The organism is Pseudomonas vranovensis DSM 16006 (assembly GCF_000425805.1).
Classification (GTDB): Bacteria; Pseudomonadota; Gammaproteobacteria; order Pseudomonadales; family Pseudomonadaceae; genus Aquipseudomonas; species Aquipseudomonas vranovensis.
Genome location: NZ_AUED01000030.1, coordinates 1 through 16,395 on the forward strand (window position 1 = coordinate 1; position 16,395 = coordinate 16,395).

The following is a 16,395-nucleotide window of genomic DNA, read 5'->3' on the forward strand; positions in this document are numbered from 1 at the left end:
GGGGCAAGAATTTTGCTTACTTTTTTTCGACTGAAAAAGTAAGGCGCCGTAAGGGCGCAAAGGTGACTGCGCATCACCCTAAATAACGGATCAACACACAAGACCGAATCGCGGGACAAGCCCGCTCCCACAAAAACACCGCAGGCCCGCAAGAGCGCAGCGAATTGTGCTCTTGATCTTGATCTTCCGGTCCAGTCAACCAGAAGGGCCGAGCGACACCGAAGTGAGGGGACTCGCAGCGCAGCGTAGAGCCCATGGTGGGGCAAGAATTTTGCTTACTTTTTTGCGACTGAAAAAAAGTAAGGCGCCGTAAGGGCGCAAAGCTGACTGCGCATCACCCTAAATAACGGATCAACACACAAGACCAGATCGCAGGAAGTGTCGAGCAGGAGCTATCGAGGGTGACTCAGCATCACCCTCAATAACGGAAAAACACGCAAAACCAAGCTATCAGCTACCCCACACCTTCTGCCCCCGCGGTGCCTCGGCAAGAATCTGATCCACGACAGCCCCCACCTCCTCCACCCGCCAGGCAGCACCCTTGTCCCGGGTAACCCCGGTGCGCCAGCCATCGCCGAGCGAAATCCGCCCACCCTGGCTTTCGAACACCTGCCCGCTGACATGCCCGGACTGCTCACTGCCCAGCCACACCACCAACGGTGCGACGTTTTCCGGTGCCCAGGCATCGAAACTGCCATCCTCCGGCTTCTTCACCAACTCCGGCATCGCCCCCTCGGTCATTGCCGTGCGCGCCGCCGGCGCCAGCGCATTGGCCGTCACCCCATAGCGCCCCAGCTCCGCCGCCTGCACCAAGGTCAGCGAAGCAATCCCGCCCTTGGCTGCCGAATAATTGGACTGCCCGATCGACCCCTGCAAGCCCGCCCCGGAACTGGTGTTGATGATCCGCCCAGCCACCGGCGTACCGGCCTTGGCCAGGTCGCGCCAACGCCGTGCCAGCACATTGGCCAGGCAGTAATGGCCCTTCAGATGCACGCGCATCACCGTGTCCCAGTCGTCTTCCGACAAGCTCAGGAATAATCGGTCGCGCAGCACCCCGGCATTGTTCACCACCACATGCACCTCGCCAAACGCCGCCAATGCGGCATCGACGATGCGCTGGGCGCTGTCCAGGGTGGTGATGTCATCGCTGTTGGCGATGGCCTGGCCACCGGCCGCCTGGATCTGCCCGACCACATCACGCGCCGCTTCATCGCGAATATCGTTGACCACGACATTCGCGCCCTCGGCAGCAAACGCCAGGGCGTAGGCGCGGCCCAGGCCGCCACCTGCGCCGGTGATAATTACGGTACGACCGCTACACATTGCCATGAGGCACTCCCAGCATTCAGAGACGTTCGATAATGGTGACGTTGGCCTGGCCACCGCCTTCGCACATGGTCTGCAGGCCATAACGGCCACCGGTGCATTCCAGCTCGTTGAGCAGCGTGGTCATCAGCCGCGCGCCAGTGGCACCCAACGGGTGGCCCAGGGCGATGGCACCGCCGTTGACGTTGGTGCGCGCCGGGTCGTAGTCCAGTTCCTTGGCCCAGGCCATGACCACCGAAGCAAAGGCCTCGTTGATTTCCACTCGGTCGATGTCGGCCATGCGCAGCCCAGCCTTTTGCAGGGCCTTGCGGGTCGCGGCGATAGGCGCGGTAAGGTGCCAGATCGGGTCATCCCCCATGACCGTGAGGTGATGGATACGCGCCCTGGGCGTCAGGTCATAACGCTTGAGCGCCGCCTCCGACACCACCAGCAGTGCCGCCGACGCGTCGCAGGTCTGGCTGGAAACGGCTGCGGTGATCGATGGGAACTGGGGGTCCACCGGCTCCAGGCTGGCCATTTTCTCCAGGCTGGTCTGGCGCGGGGTTTCGTCCTGGCGCAGCTCGCCAAAAGCCACGGTCTCACGGTCGAACCGGCCACTTTCAATTGCCGCCAAGGCGCGCTGGTGGCTTTGCAGCGCAAACGCCTCCATCTGCTCGCGGCTCAGCTGCCAGTGCTCGGCAATGCGTTGGGCTGCGTAAAACTGGTTCACCGGCTGGTCACCAAAACGCTTGCGCCAGCCGATGCTGCCACTGAACGGGTCAGGAAAGCCCAGCGGCTGGCCTGCCAGCATCGCCGAACTGATGGGAATCCGCGTCATGGTCTGCACGCCGCCCACCGCGACCACGTCCTGGGTGCCACTCATTACCGCCTGGGCGGCAAAATGCACGGCCTGCTGGGACGAACCGCACTGGCGGTCCACCGTAGTGCCCGGCACACACAACGGCAGGCCGGCGGCCAACCAACTGGTGCGGGCGATGTCGCCCGCTTGCGCGCCGACGGTGTCGACACAGCCGAAAATCACATCGTCGTAATCCTCGGCGGGAATGGTGTTGCGATGCACCAGCGCCTTGAGCACATGGGCGCCCAGGTCGATGGCGTGAACCTCCGACAGCGCGCCCTTGCGCTTGCCAGTCGGGCTGCGCAGGGCATCAACGATATAAGCCTGGGGCATTGTTCAGTCCTCGAAAGTGTGGCCCGGACCCAGCCGGGCACCGGCGGCGAACAGATAGTCGCCGACGCGGGATTTGTGAAAGCCACGGTCGCCCCAGGCCGCATCCAGCGACCAGGCACGTTTCATGAACATTTGTAGGTCGACTTCCCAGGTGTACCCCATGGCGCCGTGAACCTGGATGCCCTTGCGCGCCGCCAGCCAGCTGGCTTCACAGCAGGCCAGGCGCGCCTGGGACACCCAGCGCCCAGCGCTGGCATCGCCCCGGGCCAGGCCGTGGGCGGCGCGGTACAGCACAGGCTTGGCCTGTTCGATCTGGCGGGCAACATCGGCCAGGTGATGCTTGACCGCCTGGAAGCTGCCGATCGGTTTGCCGAACTGCTTGCGCTGGGCCACGTAGTCCACCGACAGGTCGAGCATGCGCTGGGCCAGGCCCAGCAGTTGCCCGGCCACCGACAGCGCACCGCGGTCGAGCAACTGCGCTTGCAGGGTGCGGCCCTGCTCGCCGTCGATCAGCAAGGTTGCCGGCGTGGCACGCCAGCTGACCCGGCCCAGGCGCCGCGAGGCATCGATGCTGGGGTTGGCCTCCACGTCCACGTCAGCGCGTGGTACAGCATGGATGGTATCGCCGTCGCACAGGATCAGTACTTCTGCCAGCTGCGCATCACTGACCAGCGGGTTGACCGGATGACCGATGGCCAGGCGCACGCTGCCCTCGGCAATCCGCGGCAGCAAGCCGATACGGGCCGGGTGACCGGCCGGCAAGCCTGCCAGCAGACCAGCCGCCACATAGGCGGTGTCGGCCAGCGAATCGGGAATGGCGTAGTAACCCAGCTCCTGGGTCATCAAGGCCCAGGCCACATCGTCCATGCCCAGGCCGCCTTCGGCCTCGGGCACCGACAAGGCGGTAAGGCCCTGGGAGGCAATCTTGCTGCGCAAGTCCGGTGAGCGCCCGGCATCGGTGTCCCAGATCTCCCGGAGCATTTCCGGTGCCGCTTCGGTCATCAGAAAACGGCTGATGGCCTCGCGGAACGTCAGCTGGTCATCGCTAAAGGTGAAGTCCATGGCCTGCTCCTACTTCGGCAAACCGAGCATCCGCTCGGCAATGATGTTGCGCTGGATTTCGTTGGTGCCGGCATAGATCGGCCCGGACTGGGCAAACAGGAAGCCTTCCAGCCAGCCGCCGGCATCGCCTGCGGCCGGGGCGCTGGCCAACAGCTCGCCACGGGCGCCGAGCAGGCGCATGGCGGTGTCGTGCATCTTCAGGTCCAGTTCCGACCATATGATCTTGTTGATGCTCGACTCGGCCCCGATCTGCGCACCCTGGCTCAGGCGCCCGACCGTGTGGTAGGCCGACAGCGCATAGGCCTCGGCACCCATCCAGCAGTCCTGCACGGCGTCGCGCAGGCCCGGGTCGCGGTCGGCGCTGGCCTGGTGGGCCAGGTACAGTTCCACCAGCTTGCGTGCGGTGTACTGGAAGCGCGCTGGCGAGCGCAGCAACAGGCCGCGCTCGAAACCGGCAGTGGCCATTGCCACGTGCCAGCCCTCGCCCTGGGCGCCGATGCGGTTGGCCACCGGCACCCGTACGTCGTCAAAGAACACTTCGGCAAAGGCGTCCTTGCCGTTCAGCGCCTTGATCGGACGAATGCTGACGCCGGGCGCGTTCAACGGCACCATCAGGAACGACAGGCCATGGTGACGGGTAGAACCCGGTTCGCTGCGGAACAGGCCGAACAGCCAGTCGGCGTAGATCGCCCGGGTCGACCAGGCCTTCTGGCCGTTGAGCATGTAGTGATCGCCGTCGAGCAGTGCCTTGCTGGTGATCGCCGCCATGTCGGAACCGGCATTGGGCTCCGACCAGCCCTGGGCCCACATGTCGGTGCTGGCCGCCATGCGTGGCAAAAAGTGCTTCTTCTGTTGCTCGGTGCCGAATTCCATCAGGGTCGGGCCGAGCAGCAATTGGCCGTTCTGGTTGACCCGCATCGGCGCGCCGGCACCGTAGTATTCCTCTTCGAAAATCAGCCACTCGATCAGGCCGCAACCGCGCCCGCCGAGCTCGGCCGGCCACATCACCATCGACAGGCGGCTGTCGAACAGCCTGGCCTCCCAGGCGCGGTGCTGCTCGAAGCCTTCGCGAGTGTCGTAGCTGGCCAGCGGCGCTGGCGGCAGGTTGTGCTTGAGCCAGGCGCGCACTTCGGCGCGAAAGGCGATCTGTTCAGGTGTATAGGTAAGCTCCATGGCATTCCCTCAGAACTTGGCGTCGCGTTTTTCGACGAAGGCCCGGCGCGTTTCGGCCGAGTCCGGGCTGTTGTAGGCCTGCAGGGTGAAGCCTTGCTCCCAGCGGTACTTGTCTTCCAGGTTGCCGTCTTCGATACCGTTGAGCGCCTCTTTGGCGATGCGGATCATGTGCGGGCTCTTGCTGGCGATACGGCCGGCAATTTCCAGGGCGGTTTCGCGCAGTTGCTCGCGTGGCACCACCCGCTCGATGAAGCCGTACTGGCTGGCCTCGCGCGCACCGATGCTGTCGCCGGTAAAGAACAGGTAGCGCACCTTCTGCAACCCGAACAGGCGCTGCAGGTGGGCGCCGCCGCCCATGGCGCCACGGTCGACTTCCGGCAGGGCAAAGCTTGCGCACTCGGCGGCCACGACAATGTCGGCCGCACCGGTAATGCCGATACCCCCACCGAGCACGTAACCATGTACCGCCGCGATCACCGGTACCGGGCTGCGGTGTACGGCCTTGAAGGTGGCGTAGTTGCCGGCATTGACCGCAACGATGCGCTCGGGATGGGCGTCCAGTTCCTTGATGTCGACACCGGCGCAAAAGCCCCGGCCCTCGGCGCGGATGACGATCACGCGCACCTCGGGGTTGGCCCCCAGCGCTTCGATGTGCTCGGCCAGGCCCTGCCATTGCTGGCTGTCCAGGGCATTGACCGGTGGGTTGGCGATCACAAGTTCTGCGATCCCGGCATTGAGTTCAGAGGTAAAGGCAGGATTCACAGGGCTTCTCCAGTGTTCGCCAGGCGAATTGAGCGGGCAGATTCCACGTCCGGCGCACGCCGGGCCAGTAAAGCGTTCAGGCAGCGCTCGGCTTCCTCGGCGATGCCTTCGATGACCTCGCGGCAGCTGAGCAATTCATCTATGGCGGCGGCCACCTGGCCGCTGGGCAGGATGCCCTCGTCCGGCAGACCATCGACCATCGAGCGTTGCAACAGCACCGGCTGATTGGCGGCCATCACCACCTGCGACAACGCCGCCGGGTCTTCACGCAGGCCGCGCATGAACACCCCGAGCATGTGCCCAAGGCTCATGCCGGTGTGTTGCTTCCACTGCCAGGCGCTGCCCAGGGCAATGCGCAGTCGGCCGAACGGCCCGGCCTGCTCCAGGCGGTTGATAAAGGGGTTTTCGATCATGCGGTGACGCATGCCGTCCACGGCGGTGGTCACCCTCACCTGCTGTGGGTCGTTGACCTTCAGGTAACGGGCCAGCGTCGCAGATGGCGTTGGTGATTCACGGGTCATCAGGAACCGCGTGCCCATGGCAATGCCACTGGCGCCAGCCGCCAGGGCCGAGGCCAGGCCGCGCCCGGTGGCAAAGCCACCCGCGGCGATCACCGGCACGCTGACTGCGTCCAACACTTGCGGCAGCAGGATCGAACTGGGCACGCCGCCAGTGTGGCCACCGCCCTCGCCACCCTGGATGGTGATCAGGTCGGCGCCCAGGGCCTGGGCCTTCTGCGCATGCTTGACGGCACCGACGGTGGGAATGCACAGCACGTTGGCCGCCTTGAAGCGGGCGATGGTCTGCGCATCCGGGCCGCGTCCGTAACTGACGGCACGCAGGCGGTAACGAATGGCCAGGTCCACGCATTGGGCAGCGTTGTCCTGGAACATATGGAAATTCAGGCCGAAGTTGCTGCCACCGGTGGCATCGATCACCTTGCGGATCTCGCCTTCGAGGTCCTTGCCGGCAATGGTCGCTCCGGCCAGGAAGCCAAAGCCTCCGGCACGGCTGGTGGCGATCACCAGATTGGCGTCGGCCACCCAACCCATCGCCGTCTGCACGATCGGGTAGCGGCAGCCCAGGGCCTCGGTCAGCGCCGTGTTCATCCAGGTGCTCATGACGACTGCTCCTGGCGGTTGGCGTGCTCCTGGCGATTGGCGTTGGCCATGCCCTTGGCGTCGAAGCCGCCCAATTTATCGCCCGACAGCAGTTCGTTGTGGGCATGGGCAAAGTGGTGCCAGGCGAACGCCGCGTCCATGGCCGTGCGCTTGCCTTGCAGGTCTTCGACGTGGTTGATCGCCTGCTTGGTCAGGGCCAGGCCCATGCGCGGCTGGCGGGCAATGTTGGCGGCCAGGGCGTAGGTGGCCTGCTCCAGCTCGGCGGCCGGCAGCACGCGGTTGACCATGCCCATCTCATAGGCACGGGTTGCCGTCATGCGGTCGCCAGTGAACAGGAATTCCTTGGCGATGCGCGGGTTGAGCTCGTAAGGGTGGGCAAAATACTCCACCCCAGGAATGCCCATGCGTACCACCGGGTCCTGGAAGAAGGCATCGTCGCTGGCGACGATCAGGTCGCACACCCAGGCCAGCATCAGGCCGCCGGCAATGCAGGCGCCGTGGACCATGGCGATGGTCGGCTTGGGCAACTCGCGCCAGCGCCGGCACATGCCCAGGTACACCTCCTGCTCGCGGGCATACAACTGCTCGCCACCGGGTTTGTTGGTGTGGTCCCACCACAGGTGTGCGCGCTCGAAGGGCTTGTTGATATCGCGCCCCGGCGTACCGATGTCGTGACCGGCAGAGAAATGCTTGCCGGCCCCGCGCAGCACGATGACCTTGACCTGGTCATCGTCCACCGCCTGGCGCAGTGCAGCATCCAGCGCGTAGGTCATCTGCGAGTTCTGCGCATTGTTGAAGGTCGGCCGGTTCAGCGTCAGCGTGGCGATGTGCTCGACCACGCTATAGAGCACGGGCGCCTCGGTCTCGTAGACGGCACGGTCTTCACGTTCCACGAACTGGCTGTCGCTGCTGTGCATGTTGGCGCTCCTCGGATCAGGCGGTACGAATGCCGGGCGGGTTGCCCTTGATTGCCGCGGCGCGGTAATCGTGCGGATCAAGCCGGCGGATCACGGCCAGTTGTTCGGCCGTGGGGTGCGCGGTTTCCTGCAGCAGTGGCGACTTGAGCAATGGGAAGCCGGTCTTGTCCTGGACCTCATCGAAACTCACTCCCGGGTGCAGGGTGCGCACCTGAGCGGCGCGATCGGGGCCATCGAAATCCAGGGTGCAGAGGTCGGTGACCACCCGGCGGATGTCCATCAAGTCGCGGCGCACGCCCTCGGGCCAGCGCTCGGCCTTGAAGCCCACGCCCGAGACCATGTCCACTTCAGCGCTGACGAACACGCGGTTGTTGTGATGGGGCACGAAGAACGAGTTGAGGTGATTGATACTGTTGCCCGGCAAGCCGCGCACACCGAGGATCGCGCTCTTGGGCTTGTGGTAATCGCCGATGCACGACAGGTTGGTCTGGCCCCAGCGGTCGATCTGGGTCGGGCCGATCATGGCGTGGCGGCGGCCACCCCACACACACTCGAACACCCGCTCGAACGACAGATAGCCCGAGTAGCGTGGCTGATAGCCATCCCGTGGCCCCAGCGGCACCGGTTCTTCGACCAGGAACGCTTCGCTGTCGGTCATCAGCAGCTGCGGGCTATGGGTCAGTTTGGCCAGGCTCGCGCCCAGGCGCGGGATCACGCCAAGGCCCGAGGCAATCACTTCGCCGTCGCCACGCCAGGCTTCGGACGCAGCGACGATCATCAGTTCGGCGAGGGTGAACTCACAGGTTGCAGACATTTTTCATCCTCCTCAGAACACAGGCAGGGGCAAGGTGCCCATGCGTGCGGCGCCGCCGTTGGCGTCTTGATAAGCCTGCTCACCACCTGCCACATAGGTGCTGACGTACTGCTCCCAACCCTGTTCCTGCTGGCTGCTGGCGACGTAGCCCTTCAGGTGCTGCAGGTCCCAGCCGTAGTCCGACGGGCACGAGGTGGGGTGGGCGCCCAGCGGCGCGTGCACCACACCGGTCACCAGGTAACGCTCGAAGGTGTTGAAGCGGGCTTGCTCGGCATCCAGCGACAGGCGCTCTTCCAGGCGCTCGCACGAGACGAAGCACTGCTGGGCGGCGCGGGCGAACAGGTGATCGAAATACGGGTCGGGGCCGGTCACCAGGCAATTGCCCAGGCGGTCGGCAACGTTGACGTGCAGGAACGCCACGTCCAGCTCCAGCGCCGGCATGGCCAGCAACACCTCGCCATCGGCGTAGGGTGAGGCGATGGTCTTGAGCGCGGGGTTGAGCGCCGTCACATCGGTGGCCAGGCCGCAGCGGGTCGGCAGGAACGGCAGGCGCATGCCGGCGGCGCGCAGGCCCCACTGGAACATGCCTTCGTCCAGCTCCAGCAGCTCCAGCTCACCGGCTTCGCGGGCCTTGCGGTAGTAGGGTTCCAGTGGAATGGCGTCGAGGGTGACAAAGCCGAAGATCAGCTTGCGCACCTTGCCGGCGGCGCACAGCATGCCGACTTCCGGGCCGCCGTAGGCGACCACGGTGAGGTCCTTGACCGGTGAGCGCAGGATCTCGCGGACAATGGCCATGGGCTTGCGCCGCGGCCCCCAGCCACCGAAGCCGATGGTCATGCCATCGCGCAGTTGTGCGACCGCATCGGCCGCCGTCAGTTGTTTGTTCATGTGCAGGTTCCTTACTGTTGGCCGACCGAGAAGTCGTGCCCCCAGATGCTCACGCGGGTGAATTCGAACGCCGAATGCTCGGCCCAGTCGACCTGCAGGCCGCCAAAGCCGTATTCCAGGTCAAAGGCCGACGGCGTCTTCATGTAGAAGCTGGTCATGCGGTCGTTCAGGTGCTGGCCGAGGGTCGCCGACAGGCGCACGTCGTGGGCCAGCAGACGGTCATGGGCGCGGCCGACTTCGGTCATCGAGTCGACCTCGACCATCACATGCACGCAGCCCGAAGGCACCGGGTACTCGGCCAGGGCCAGGCTGTGGTGACGGGCATTGCGGCAATGCAGGAAGTGGATGCGGATCGGCGGCGCCGACGGGTCAGGACGGAAGTTGAAGATGTCCGACAGTTCGAAGCCCAGCACATCCTTGGCAAAGGCCAGAGTGGCGTCGAAATTCGGTGCCGGCAGCACGGTGTGGCCCAGGCCCATGTCACCGGTAATAAAGCGCGGCACGCCCTGGGGCGAGACGAACGGCTGGCAGTCGGAGCGATGGCCCCAGCTCAGTTCGTGGCAGTTACCCGAGGGGTCGACCAGGCTGACCAGCGCTTGCACGCCGCGCTGCTCGACCTGCTCGGCGCTGCCGCGCTGCCATTCGATGCCCAGGCTGCTCAAGTGCTCCAGGGCGGCTTCGAACGCCGGCTCCGAAGCCAGCTCCCAGCCCGAAGCCACATAGCGTTGTTCGCTGCCTTCCACAATCAGCATGCGAAACGGACGCTCATCCATCTTCACGTACAGCCCACCTGCGGGCGCCGGTTGCACTTGCATGCCCAGCACGTCCTCGGCATAGCGCTGCCACTGGCTGAGGTTCTCGCTCATGGCGACGAAATAGCTCAAACCGCGAATCTCGATCATGCCGCTGCTCCTGAATGGCAAATCCGGTACTGGCTGCCATTGTGCGAAGCGCGCTGATCGCCCTCATCGTCCGTTGAGACTACGCCCCTCGGTGCGGCGGGCGGACTAGTCCGTTTCAATGATTCGTCGGCAAAAGCCCCCCTCCTAGACTCGGGCCTCTACCCGCCTTGACCGAGTCGACGCTTATGGAGTTCGCATTCAACGAAGAACAATTGATGATCCAGGACAGCGCCGCACGCTTTCTGGCCCAGGTCAGCGATTCCCAGGCGGTGCGTACCGCCATGGCCCGCCCCGAAGGCTACGATCCGGCCCTGTGGCAGCGCATCGGTGAAGAGCTGTACTGGCCGGCCCTGATGATCCCGGAGCGCTTCGGCGGGCTGGGGCTCGGGTTTGTGGAACTGGCGATCCTGCTGGAGCAGAGCGGTCGCCACCTGCTGTGCGCGCCCCTGTTTGCCACCACCTGCCTTGCCACCCCTGCCCTGTTGCTGGCCAGCAACCCTGCGGTGCAGGACCAGTGGCTGGGCGCGATTGCCAGCGGCGCCACTGCCACCCTGGCCTTTGCCGGTACGCCAGGGCTCGAGGCCGACAACGTACAGGCCGTGGCCGAGCCGACAGGCAACGGTTACCGCTTGAATGGCCAGTACCGGCAGGTGATCGATGGTGCCCAGGCCCAGTTGCTGATCGTCGCGGCCCGCTCACCGGGCAGCCAGGGTGACACGGGCATCAGCCTGTTTGCCGTGCCGGCAGACAGCCCCGGCATCACCCGCCACACCTTGCCCACCCTCGACCAGACCCGCCGCCTGGCGCGCATCGAGCTGAATGATGTGATCGCAGGGTCGGCGCAATTGCTCACTGACGCCGGCCAGGCTTGGCCGTTGCTGCGCGACGTGCTGCTGATCGCGGCCATCGGCCTTGCCGCCGAACAGACCGGTGGCGCGCAACAGACCCTCGACCTGACCTTGGCCTACATCGGCGAGCGGCATCAGTTCGGCCGCGCCATTGCCAGTTTCCAGGCAATCAAGCACCGCTGCGCCGACCTCATGCAGCAACTGGAATGCGCCCGTTCCGCCGCCTGGTACGCCGCCTGCGTGGCCCAGGAGCGCCTTGATCCAGCCGGTGACGTGGGGGTGGCGAGCGAGTTGCTGGAAGCGGCTGCCACCGCGCAGATCCATGCCAGCGAAGCGTTCTTCACGTGCGCCGCCGAGTCGATCCAGCTTCACGGCGGCGTGGGCTTTACCTGGGAATACGACCCCCACCTGTATTTCAAACGCGCCCGCGCCAGCGAACAGTTGCTGGGCAGCCCTGCCCTGCACCGCGAACGTCTGGCGGCGCAGCTTCTTGGAGAAACCCTATGAAAATCGGATTCAGTACCGAAGATGAAGCCTTCCGCGCCCAGGTCGCCCAGTGGCTGGCTGACCACCTGCAGGGTGAGTTTGCGGCCTTGCGCTTTCGCGGCGGGCCGGGCGACGAGCACAGTTTTCCTGAACAACGCAAAGCCTGGGAGCGCGAACTGGCCTCGGGTGGCTGGATCGGCGTGGGCTGGGCCGAGGAAGACGGTGGGCGCGGCCTGAGCCTTACCCGCCAGGTGATCTTTCATGAGGAATACGCCCGTGCTGGTGGACCGGGCCGCATGGGCCACATCGGCGAAGGCCTGGTCGGCCCGACCCTGGCCGCCTTTGGCAGCCCGGCGCAAAAACAGCGCTTCCTGCCGGGCATCCTCAACGGTACCCAGTTCTGGTGCCAGGGTTACTCTGAGCCCAATGCAGGGTCCGACCTTGCCAACGTACAGACCCGCGCGCGCCTGGACGACAGCAGCGGGCACTGGCTGATCAGCGGGCAAAAAGTCTGGACGTCCCTGGCCCATGAGTCGGACTGGTGCTTTGTACTGGCGCGCACCGAGCCGGGCAGCCGTGGGCATCATGGCCTGTCATTCCTGCTGGTACCGATGGACCAGGCGCAGATTCGCGTGCAACCGATCGAGCAGTTGACCGGTAGCAGCGAGTTCAACGAAGTGTTCTTCGACCAGGCCCGTACCTCGGTGGACAACATGATCGGCCAACCGGGCGAAGGCTGGAAAATCGCCATGGCCCTGCTGGGCTTTGAACGTGGCGCCTCGACTCTGGGGCAACAGATGCAGTTTCACAACGAGCTGGCGGAGGTAATTGCCGTGGCCAAACGCAATGGTGCGGCACGCGACCCACTGATGCGCCAGCGCATTGCCCAGGCCTGGGCGGGGTTGAAAGTACTGCGCTACAACTCGCTGCGCATGCTCTCCGGGGCCCAGGACGGCAGCCTGCGGCGTGAAGCGATGATCTACAAACTGGCGTGGTCCACCTGGCATGCCGCGTTGGGCAAGCTGGCGATGGATGTGCTGGGGGATGAGGCAGAGGTACTGGAAGGCAAGCCGTATCAGTTGAGCCGGTTGCAGGCACTGTTTTTGTTCAGCCGCGCTGACACGGTGTACGGCGGCAGCAACGAGATCCAGCGCAACATCATTGCCGAGCGGGCGCTGGGCATGCCGCGCGAAGCGCGGGCCTGACAGCTCGTCATCGCGGGGCAAGCCCGCTCCTACCGTCGGTGTAGGAGCGGGCTTGCCCCGCGATGGTCCTCTCAGCGAACCCGAATCCTCGGCTCACCCGCCCCACGGCGCATGGTCCGCAGGAATTCCTCCAACGGTGCAGGCTCGGCAATCTGCGGCAAGGCGTCTTTGTCCGGACGCTGCGCCCAGAAGGTATCCCACGACGGGAACAGTTCATGAAAGCTGCCGGCATAAGGCTCACGCCCCGGCCAGCGCATTTTCATGCCGCCAATCGGCGGCTTGTTCAGGTCGCTGGCGTACCAGTAGCACGGCAGGCGCCGACGGAAGCACCAGCGCCCGTCTACCCGCTGATAGTCGTCCCAGTACAGCATCTGCATGATCACCCATTCTGCACCGGTCTCGTGCTCGTTCTTGGAATAGACCACGCCCGTGGCATGGTCGGCATCGCTGAACTCGATGATGTGCTGGCCCAGGTGATGGGAGGTGCCGTGGAACTGGCGGCGCATGGTGTCGTCCAGCCAGGCCTTGAAGTGCGCGCGCCCCTGCTTGTCACGGCCGACTTTGACGTCCGGCACAAAGCAGTTGGCCATGGCGTCCATGTCGCGCATGTCCAGGGCCAGGGCGTACTTGCCGGCCAGCTGGCGAATCGCATCCAGCGACTCCAGACGGTCGATGCGCGCGTGCAGCGCGTCCATGCCCATCACTCCAGCACCGTGTACAGGTCCGCGCTGCGCCCGCCGTCCACCGCCAGGCTTGCACCCGTTACATAGGAGGCTTCGTCACTGGCCAGGAACAGGATCGCGTTGGCCAGCTCCACCGGCAAGCCCACCCGTTGCATCGGAATGACCTTTTCGGTGTTGCGACGGGTTTTCGCGTCGCTGAGCATGCCTGCGGTGGCCGGGGTGTCGACCACGCCCGGGATCACCACGTTGCAGCGAATGTTGTGCGCTGCGCCTTCGCTGGCCACTGCCCGGCTGAAGTTGATCACCGCGGCCTTGGCCGCCGAGTAGCCGGCCATCCAGGCGGTGCCGAACAGGCCGCAGATCGAGGCGATGTTGACGATGGCGCCGCCGCCCTGGTCTTTCATCAGGCGCATGGCGGTGCGGGTGCCGAAGAAGGTGCCATCGACGGTGGTGCTGAAGTTGGCGTGCCAGTCGGCGGTCGACAGCGTATCGACGCCGCCCCAGGTGTAGGCCATGGCGTTGTTGACCAGGATGTCCAGGCGCCCGTGACGCCGGGCGGCGTCTTCCAGGGCGCCGACATAGGCCTGCTCGTTGCTCACATCGGCCACGGCGATGTCGCCCTGCCCGCCGGCGGCCTGGATCAGTTCCAGCACCTGCTGCAAGGGCTGCTCGCGTCGCCCGCAGAGCACCACCGTGGCGCCTTCCTCGGCAAAGCGCAGCGCGGTGGCCTGGCCAATGCCGGAGCCGGCCCCGGTGATAAAGGCAATCTTGCCTGCTAATCGTTTGCTCATCGAATTCCCCTCAGATAAAGGCCATGCCGCCGTTGACCGCGATGTTCTGGCCGGTGATGAAGCTGGCGTCGTCGCCCGCCAGGAACACCGCGACCCCGGCGATTTCGTCGGTTTCGCACAGGCGGCCCAGGGGCACGTTCTTGAGCATCGCCTGCATGTGTTCATCGGCAACGCCGGCCATCATCGGGGTGTTGGTAGGCCCCGGTACCAGGCTGTTGACGCGGATGCCGCTGGGGGCCAGTTCGCGGGCGATGGAGCGGGTCAAACCCATGACCCCGGCTTTGGAGGCACAGTAGTGGCTTGGACCTTCACCCGTGAGTGCGGCGGTGCTGGAGAGGTTGATGATCACCCCGTTGCGTGCGCCCTTGACCATCAGCTTCGCGCCTTCGCGGCAGCACAGGAAGGTGCCGCCCAGGTTCACCCCGATCACCCGTGCCCAGTTCTCGTCCGGGGTCTCGAGGAAGCTGTCGAAAGCGCCGACACCGGCGTTGTTGACCAGGATGTCGAGCCCACCAAAGCGCGCCTCGACCTGGCCCATGGCATCGGCCACCGAGGCGGCGTCGGCAACATTGCAGGCCAGCGCCAGTACCCGGTCATCCAGGTCGGTCAGATCGGCCAGGCTGTTGGCCAGGGCCTCCTGGTTGAGGTCCACCGCCACTACCTTGGCGCCCTCGGCAACGAAACGGCGCACCATGGCCTGGCCCATTCCCTGCCCCGCGCCTGTGACAAAGGCGACTTTGTTCAGCAATTTCATAGCGTTCTCCTGCCGTGCAGTGCGTAAAAGCCCACTGACAACACAGCAGGCCGGTCACCTGCATGATTGGGCCGGGGCCCTTGGCAGGCATCGTCCGATAGGACTACCGGCAGCCGCAGGGGGGTGGTCTGAATGGACGATGCCGCAGCGGTGGCGGCGATAGAGGATCGACCCTGCGCGAACCAGGCCCGGCACCTTCGCCCCTTCAGGCCTGCCACGGCCTGGCGCTCGCGCCCCACCCCTTCGTCGACACTGGAGACTCGCCATGACCTCAACCACCGACCTGCCGCTACCTACCGGCCACTACTTCACCACACCCAGCGGCCTGCGCCTGCACTACATGGATGAAGGCAGCGGCCCGGTGGTGGTCTGGCTGCATGGCAGCGGCCCGGGCGCCAGTGGTTTCAGCAACTTCAAGGGCAACTACCCGCAGTTTGTCGAGGCCGGCTACCGCAACATCGTCCTCGACCTGCCGGGTTTTGGCCGCTCGGACAAGCCCGAGGATGTGCAGTACCACCTGGACTTTTTCATCGACAACGTCGCCGCGCTGCTCGATGGCCTGGACATCGAGCGCTGCACGTTGCTGGGCAATTCGCTGGGGGGTGCCATTGCCCTGGGCCTGGCGCTGCGACTGCCTACGCGGGTGGAGCGTCTGATCCTGCTGGCGCCCGGTGGCGTCGAAGAGCGCGAGGCCTACTTCAAGATGGAAGGCATCGTGCGCATGGTGACACTGTTCAATGCCGGGCCCATCGGACTTGATGAAATGCGCAGCATGATGCGCCTGCAGTTGTTCGATGACTCGATCCTGCCTGAGAGCCTGTTGCTGGAGCGGGTGGCGGTGGCGGTTATACAGCCCAAGAACCTGTTCAGCACCATGCAGGTGCCGAACATGGAGTCGCGCCTGGGTGAGCTGCAGTGCCCGATCTTCGGGTTCTGGGGCAGCAATGACAACTTCAACCCGGTCAGTGGTGCGCAGCGGATCATCGATGGCGCGCCCACTGCGCGGTTTATCGTGCTGAACCGGTGTGGGCATTGGGTGCAGGTTGAGCATCGAGCGTTGTTCAACCGTAGTTGCCTGGAGTTCTTGCAGCACGGTTGAATGAGGTTCGCTCCCGCCGGCTGGGGCAGGTAGGGGCGGGCTTGCCCCGCGATTTGGATGTGTGTGTTTATCCATTATCTGGGGTGGTGCTGAGTCACCCTTGCGCCCTTACGGCGCCCTACTTTTTTCTTGGAAAAAGTAGGCAAAACCGCCTGCACCACTAGGTGCCCTACGCTGCGCTTCGGGTCTTCGGCCAAGGCCGAAGGCGCTTCGCGCCAGCCCCTCCACGACACCTCCGCTCGGCCCTTCTGGTTAACGGGGCAGAAGATCAAGAGCACAATTCGCTGCGCTCTTGCTGTACAGCGGTGTCCGTGTGAGCAACTGTCTTGAACCACGACCGCTACGCGGTCGATCGCAGGCTGGCGCCAGCGGCTACACCGGCAATCTGTAGCC

General features: G+C 65.0%; 16 protein-coding genes. 3 read left to right on the top strand and 13 right to left on the bottom strand.

The genetic code is table 11. The features are described 5' to 3' along the window. Positions 1–450: 450 nt before the first annotated feature. Genes H621_RS0118920 through H621_RS0118965 form a run of 10 tightly spaced genes read right to left on the bottom strand, consistent with a single transcriptional unit; the run spans position 451 to position 10,136 of the window. Entirely contained in the window at positions 451–1,329 is an 879-nt protein-coding gene (locus tag H621_RS0118920; RefSeq protein WP_028944897.1) for an SDR family oxidoreductase, read from the bottom strand. A 16-nt stretch (positions 1,330–1,345) separates the two neighbouring features. Continuing rightward, positions 1,346–2,497 carry an acetyl-CoA C-acetyltransferase gene (locus H621_RS0118925; RefSeq protein WP_028944898.1) on the bottom strand — a complete coding sequence of 384 codons (1,152 nt, stop codon included), beginning with the start codon at positions 2,495–2,497 and terminating at the stop codon, positions 1,346–1,348. Positions 2,498–2,500: 3 nt separating this feature from the next. Then, positions 2,501–3,559, bottom strand: a complete 1,059-nt coding sequence (locus H621_RS0118930; RefSeq protein WP_028944899.1) for an acyl-CoA dehydrogenase family protein — start codon at positions 3,557–3,559, stop codon at positions 2,501–2,503. Positions 3,560–3,568: 9 nt separating this feature from the next. Then, on the bottom strand, positions 3,569–4,732 hold the full coding sequence (locus H621_RS0118935) for an acyl-CoA dehydrogenase family protein (RefSeq protein WP_028944900.1): 1,164 nt from the start codon (positions 4,730–4,732) through the stop codon (positions 3,569–3,571). A gap of 9 nt (positions 4,733–4,741) precedes the next feature. Continuing rightward, a complete protein-coding gene (locus H621_RS0118940; RefSeq protein ID WP_028944901.1) occupies positions 4,742–5,494 on the bottom strand; it encodes an enoyl-CoA hydratase family protein in 753 nt (250 codons plus the stop codon). Then, complete coding sequence (locus H621_RS0118945) at positions 5,491–6,615, bottom strand: NAD(P)H-dependent flavin oxidoreductase (protein WP_028944902.1); 1,125 nt, start codon at positions 6,613–6,615, stop codon at positions 5,491–5,493. The genes H621_RS0118940 and H621_RS0118945 overlap by 4 nt, the downstream gene beginning before the upstream one ends. Further along, positions 6,612–7,532 (bottom strand): enoyl-CoA hydratase, encoded by a 921-nt coding sequence (locus H621_RS0118950; RefSeq protein ID WP_028944903.1) that lies wholly within the window; start codon positions 7,530–7,532, stop codon positions 6,612–6,614. The genes H621_RS0118945 and H621_RS0118950 overlap by 4 nt, the downstream gene beginning before the upstream one ends. A gap of 16 nt (positions 7,533–7,548) precedes the next feature. After that, on the bottom strand, positions 7,549–8,346 hold the full coding sequence (locus tag H621_RS0118955; RefSeq protein WP_028944904.1) for a CoA-transferase subunit beta: 798 nt from the start codon (positions 8,344–8,346) through the stop codon (positions 7,549–7,551). A gap of 12 nt (positions 8,347–8,358) precedes the next feature. Further along, entirely contained in the window at positions 8,359–9,234 is an 876-nt protein-coding gene (locus H621_RS0118960; RefSeq protein ID WP_028944905.1) for a CoA transferase subunit A, read from the bottom strand. An 11-nt stretch (positions 9,235–9,245) separates the two neighbouring features. Continuing rightward, complete coding sequence (locus H621_RS0118965) at positions 9,246–10,136, bottom strand: VOC family protein (protein WP_028944906.1); 891 nt, start codon at positions 10,134–10,136, stop codon at positions 9,246–9,248. 185 nt (positions 10,137–10,321) lie between these two features. On the opposite strand from H621_RS0118965, the gene H621_RS0118970 reads away from it, so the two are divergent. Further along, positions 10,322–11,491, top strand: coding sequence for an acyl-CoA dehydrogenase family protein (locus H621_RS0118970; RefSeq protein ID WP_028944907.1), 1,170 nt, complete (start codon positions 10,322–10,324; stop codon positions 11,489–11,491). Further along, a complete protein-coding gene (locus tag H621_RS0118975; RefSeq protein ID WP_028944908.1) occupies positions 11,488–12,675 on the top strand; it encodes an acyl-CoA dehydrogenase family protein in 1,188 nt (395 codons plus the stop codon). Before H621_RS0118970 ends, H621_RS0118975 begins: the two co-directional genes overlap by 4 nt. A gap of 71 nt (positions 12,676–12,746) precedes the next feature. Here H621_RS0118975 and H621_RS0118980 read toward each other — a convergent pair whose 3' ends face one another. Genes H621_RS0118980 through H621_RS0118990 form a run of 3 tightly spaced genes read right to left on the bottom strand, consistent with a single transcriptional unit; the run spans position 12,747 to position 14,903 of the window. Next, positions 12,747–13,376: a nuclear transport factor 2 family protein gene (locus tag H621_RS0118980; protein WP_028944909.1), complete on the bottom strand. Its 630-nt coding sequence runs from the start codon at positions 13,374–13,376 to the stop codon at positions 12,747–12,749. After that, entirely contained in the window at positions 13,376–14,149 is a 774-nt protein-coding gene (locus H621_RS0118985; RefSeq protein WP_028944910.1) for an SDR family NAD(P)-dependent oxidoreductase, read from the bottom strand. The genes H621_RS0118980 and H621_RS0118985 overlap by 1 nt, the downstream gene beginning before the upstream one ends. A 10-nt stretch (positions 14,150–14,159) precedes the next feature. Then, entirely contained in the window at positions 14,160–14,903 is a 744-nt protein-coding gene (locus H621_RS0118990) for an SDR family NAD(P)-dependent oxidoreductase (RefSeq protein ID WP_028944911.1), read from the bottom strand. A gap of 265 nt (positions 14,904–15,168) precedes the next feature. Between H621_RS0118990 and H621_RS0118995 the strand changes: the two genes are divergently transcribed. Then, positions 15,169–16,002, top strand: coding sequence for an alpha/beta fold hydrolase (locus H621_RS0118995; protein ID WP_028944912.1), 834 nt, complete (start codon positions 15,169–15,171; stop codon positions 16,000–16,002). Positions 16,003–16,395: the final 393 nt, after the last annotated feature.

Excerpts from the sequence above, each read along its gene's own strand:
- H621_RS0118920 (WP_028944897.1), bottom strand. The coding sequence starts at position 1,329 with ATGGCAATGTGTAGCGGTCGTACCGTAATTATCACCGGCGCAGGTGGC.
- H621_RS0118925 (WP_028944898.1), bottom strand. The coding sequence starts at position 2,497 with ATGCCCCAGGCTTATATCGTTGATGCCCTGCGCAGCCCGACTGGCAAG.
- H621_RS0118930 (WP_028944899.1), bottom strand. The coding sequence starts at position 3,559 with ATGGACTTCACCTTTAGCGATGACCAGCTGACGTTCCGCGAGGCCATC.
- H621_RS0118935 (WP_028944900.1), bottom strand. The coding sequence starts at position 4,732 with ATGGAGCTTACCTATACACCTGAACAGATCGCCTTTCGCGCCGAAGTG.
- H621_RS0118945 (WP_028944902.1), bottom strand. The coding sequence starts at position 6,615 with ATGAGCACCTGGATGAACACGGCGCTGACCGAGGCCCTGGGCTGCCGC.
- H621_RS0118950 (WP_028944903.1), bottom strand. The coding sequence starts at position 7,532 with ATGCACAGCAGCGACAGCCAGTTCGTGGAACGTGAAGACCGTGCCGTC.
- H621_RS0118955 (WP_028944904.1), bottom strand. The coding sequence starts at position 8,346 with ATGTCTGCAACCTGTGAGTTCACCCTCGCCGAACTGATGATCGTCGCT.
- H621_RS0118960 (WP_028944905.1), bottom strand. The coding sequence starts at position 9,234 with ATGAACAAACAACTGACGGCGGCCGATGCGGTCGCACAACTGCGCGAT.
- H621_RS0118965 (WP_028944906.1), bottom strand. The coding sequence starts at position 10,136 with ATGATCGAGATTCGCGGTTTGAGCTATTTCGTCGCCATGAGCGAGAAC.
- H621_RS0118970 (WP_028944907.1), top strand. The coding sequence starts at position 10,322 with ATGGAGTTCGCATTCAACGAAGAACAATTGATGATCCAGGACAGCGCC.
- H621_RS0118975 (WP_028944908.1), top strand. The coding sequence starts at position 11,488 with ATGAAAATCGGATTCAGTACCGAAGATGAAGCCTTCCGCGCCCAGGTC.
- H621_RS0118980 (WP_028944909.1), bottom strand. The coding sequence starts at position 13,376 with ATGGGCATGGACGCGCTGCACGCGCGCATCGACCGTCTGGAGTCGCTG.
- H621_RS0118985 (WP_028944910.1), bottom strand. The coding sequence starts at position 14,149 with ATGAGCAAACGATTAGCAGGCAAGATTGCCTTTATCACCGGGGCCGGC.
- H621_RS0118990 (WP_028944911.1), bottom strand. The coding sequence starts at position 14,903 with ATGAAATTGCTGAACAAAGTCGCCTTTGTCACAGGCGCGGGGCAGGGA.
- H621_RS0118995 (WP_028944912.1), top strand. The coding sequence starts at position 15,169 with ATGACCTCAACCACCGACCTGCCGCTACCTACCGGCCACTACTTCACC.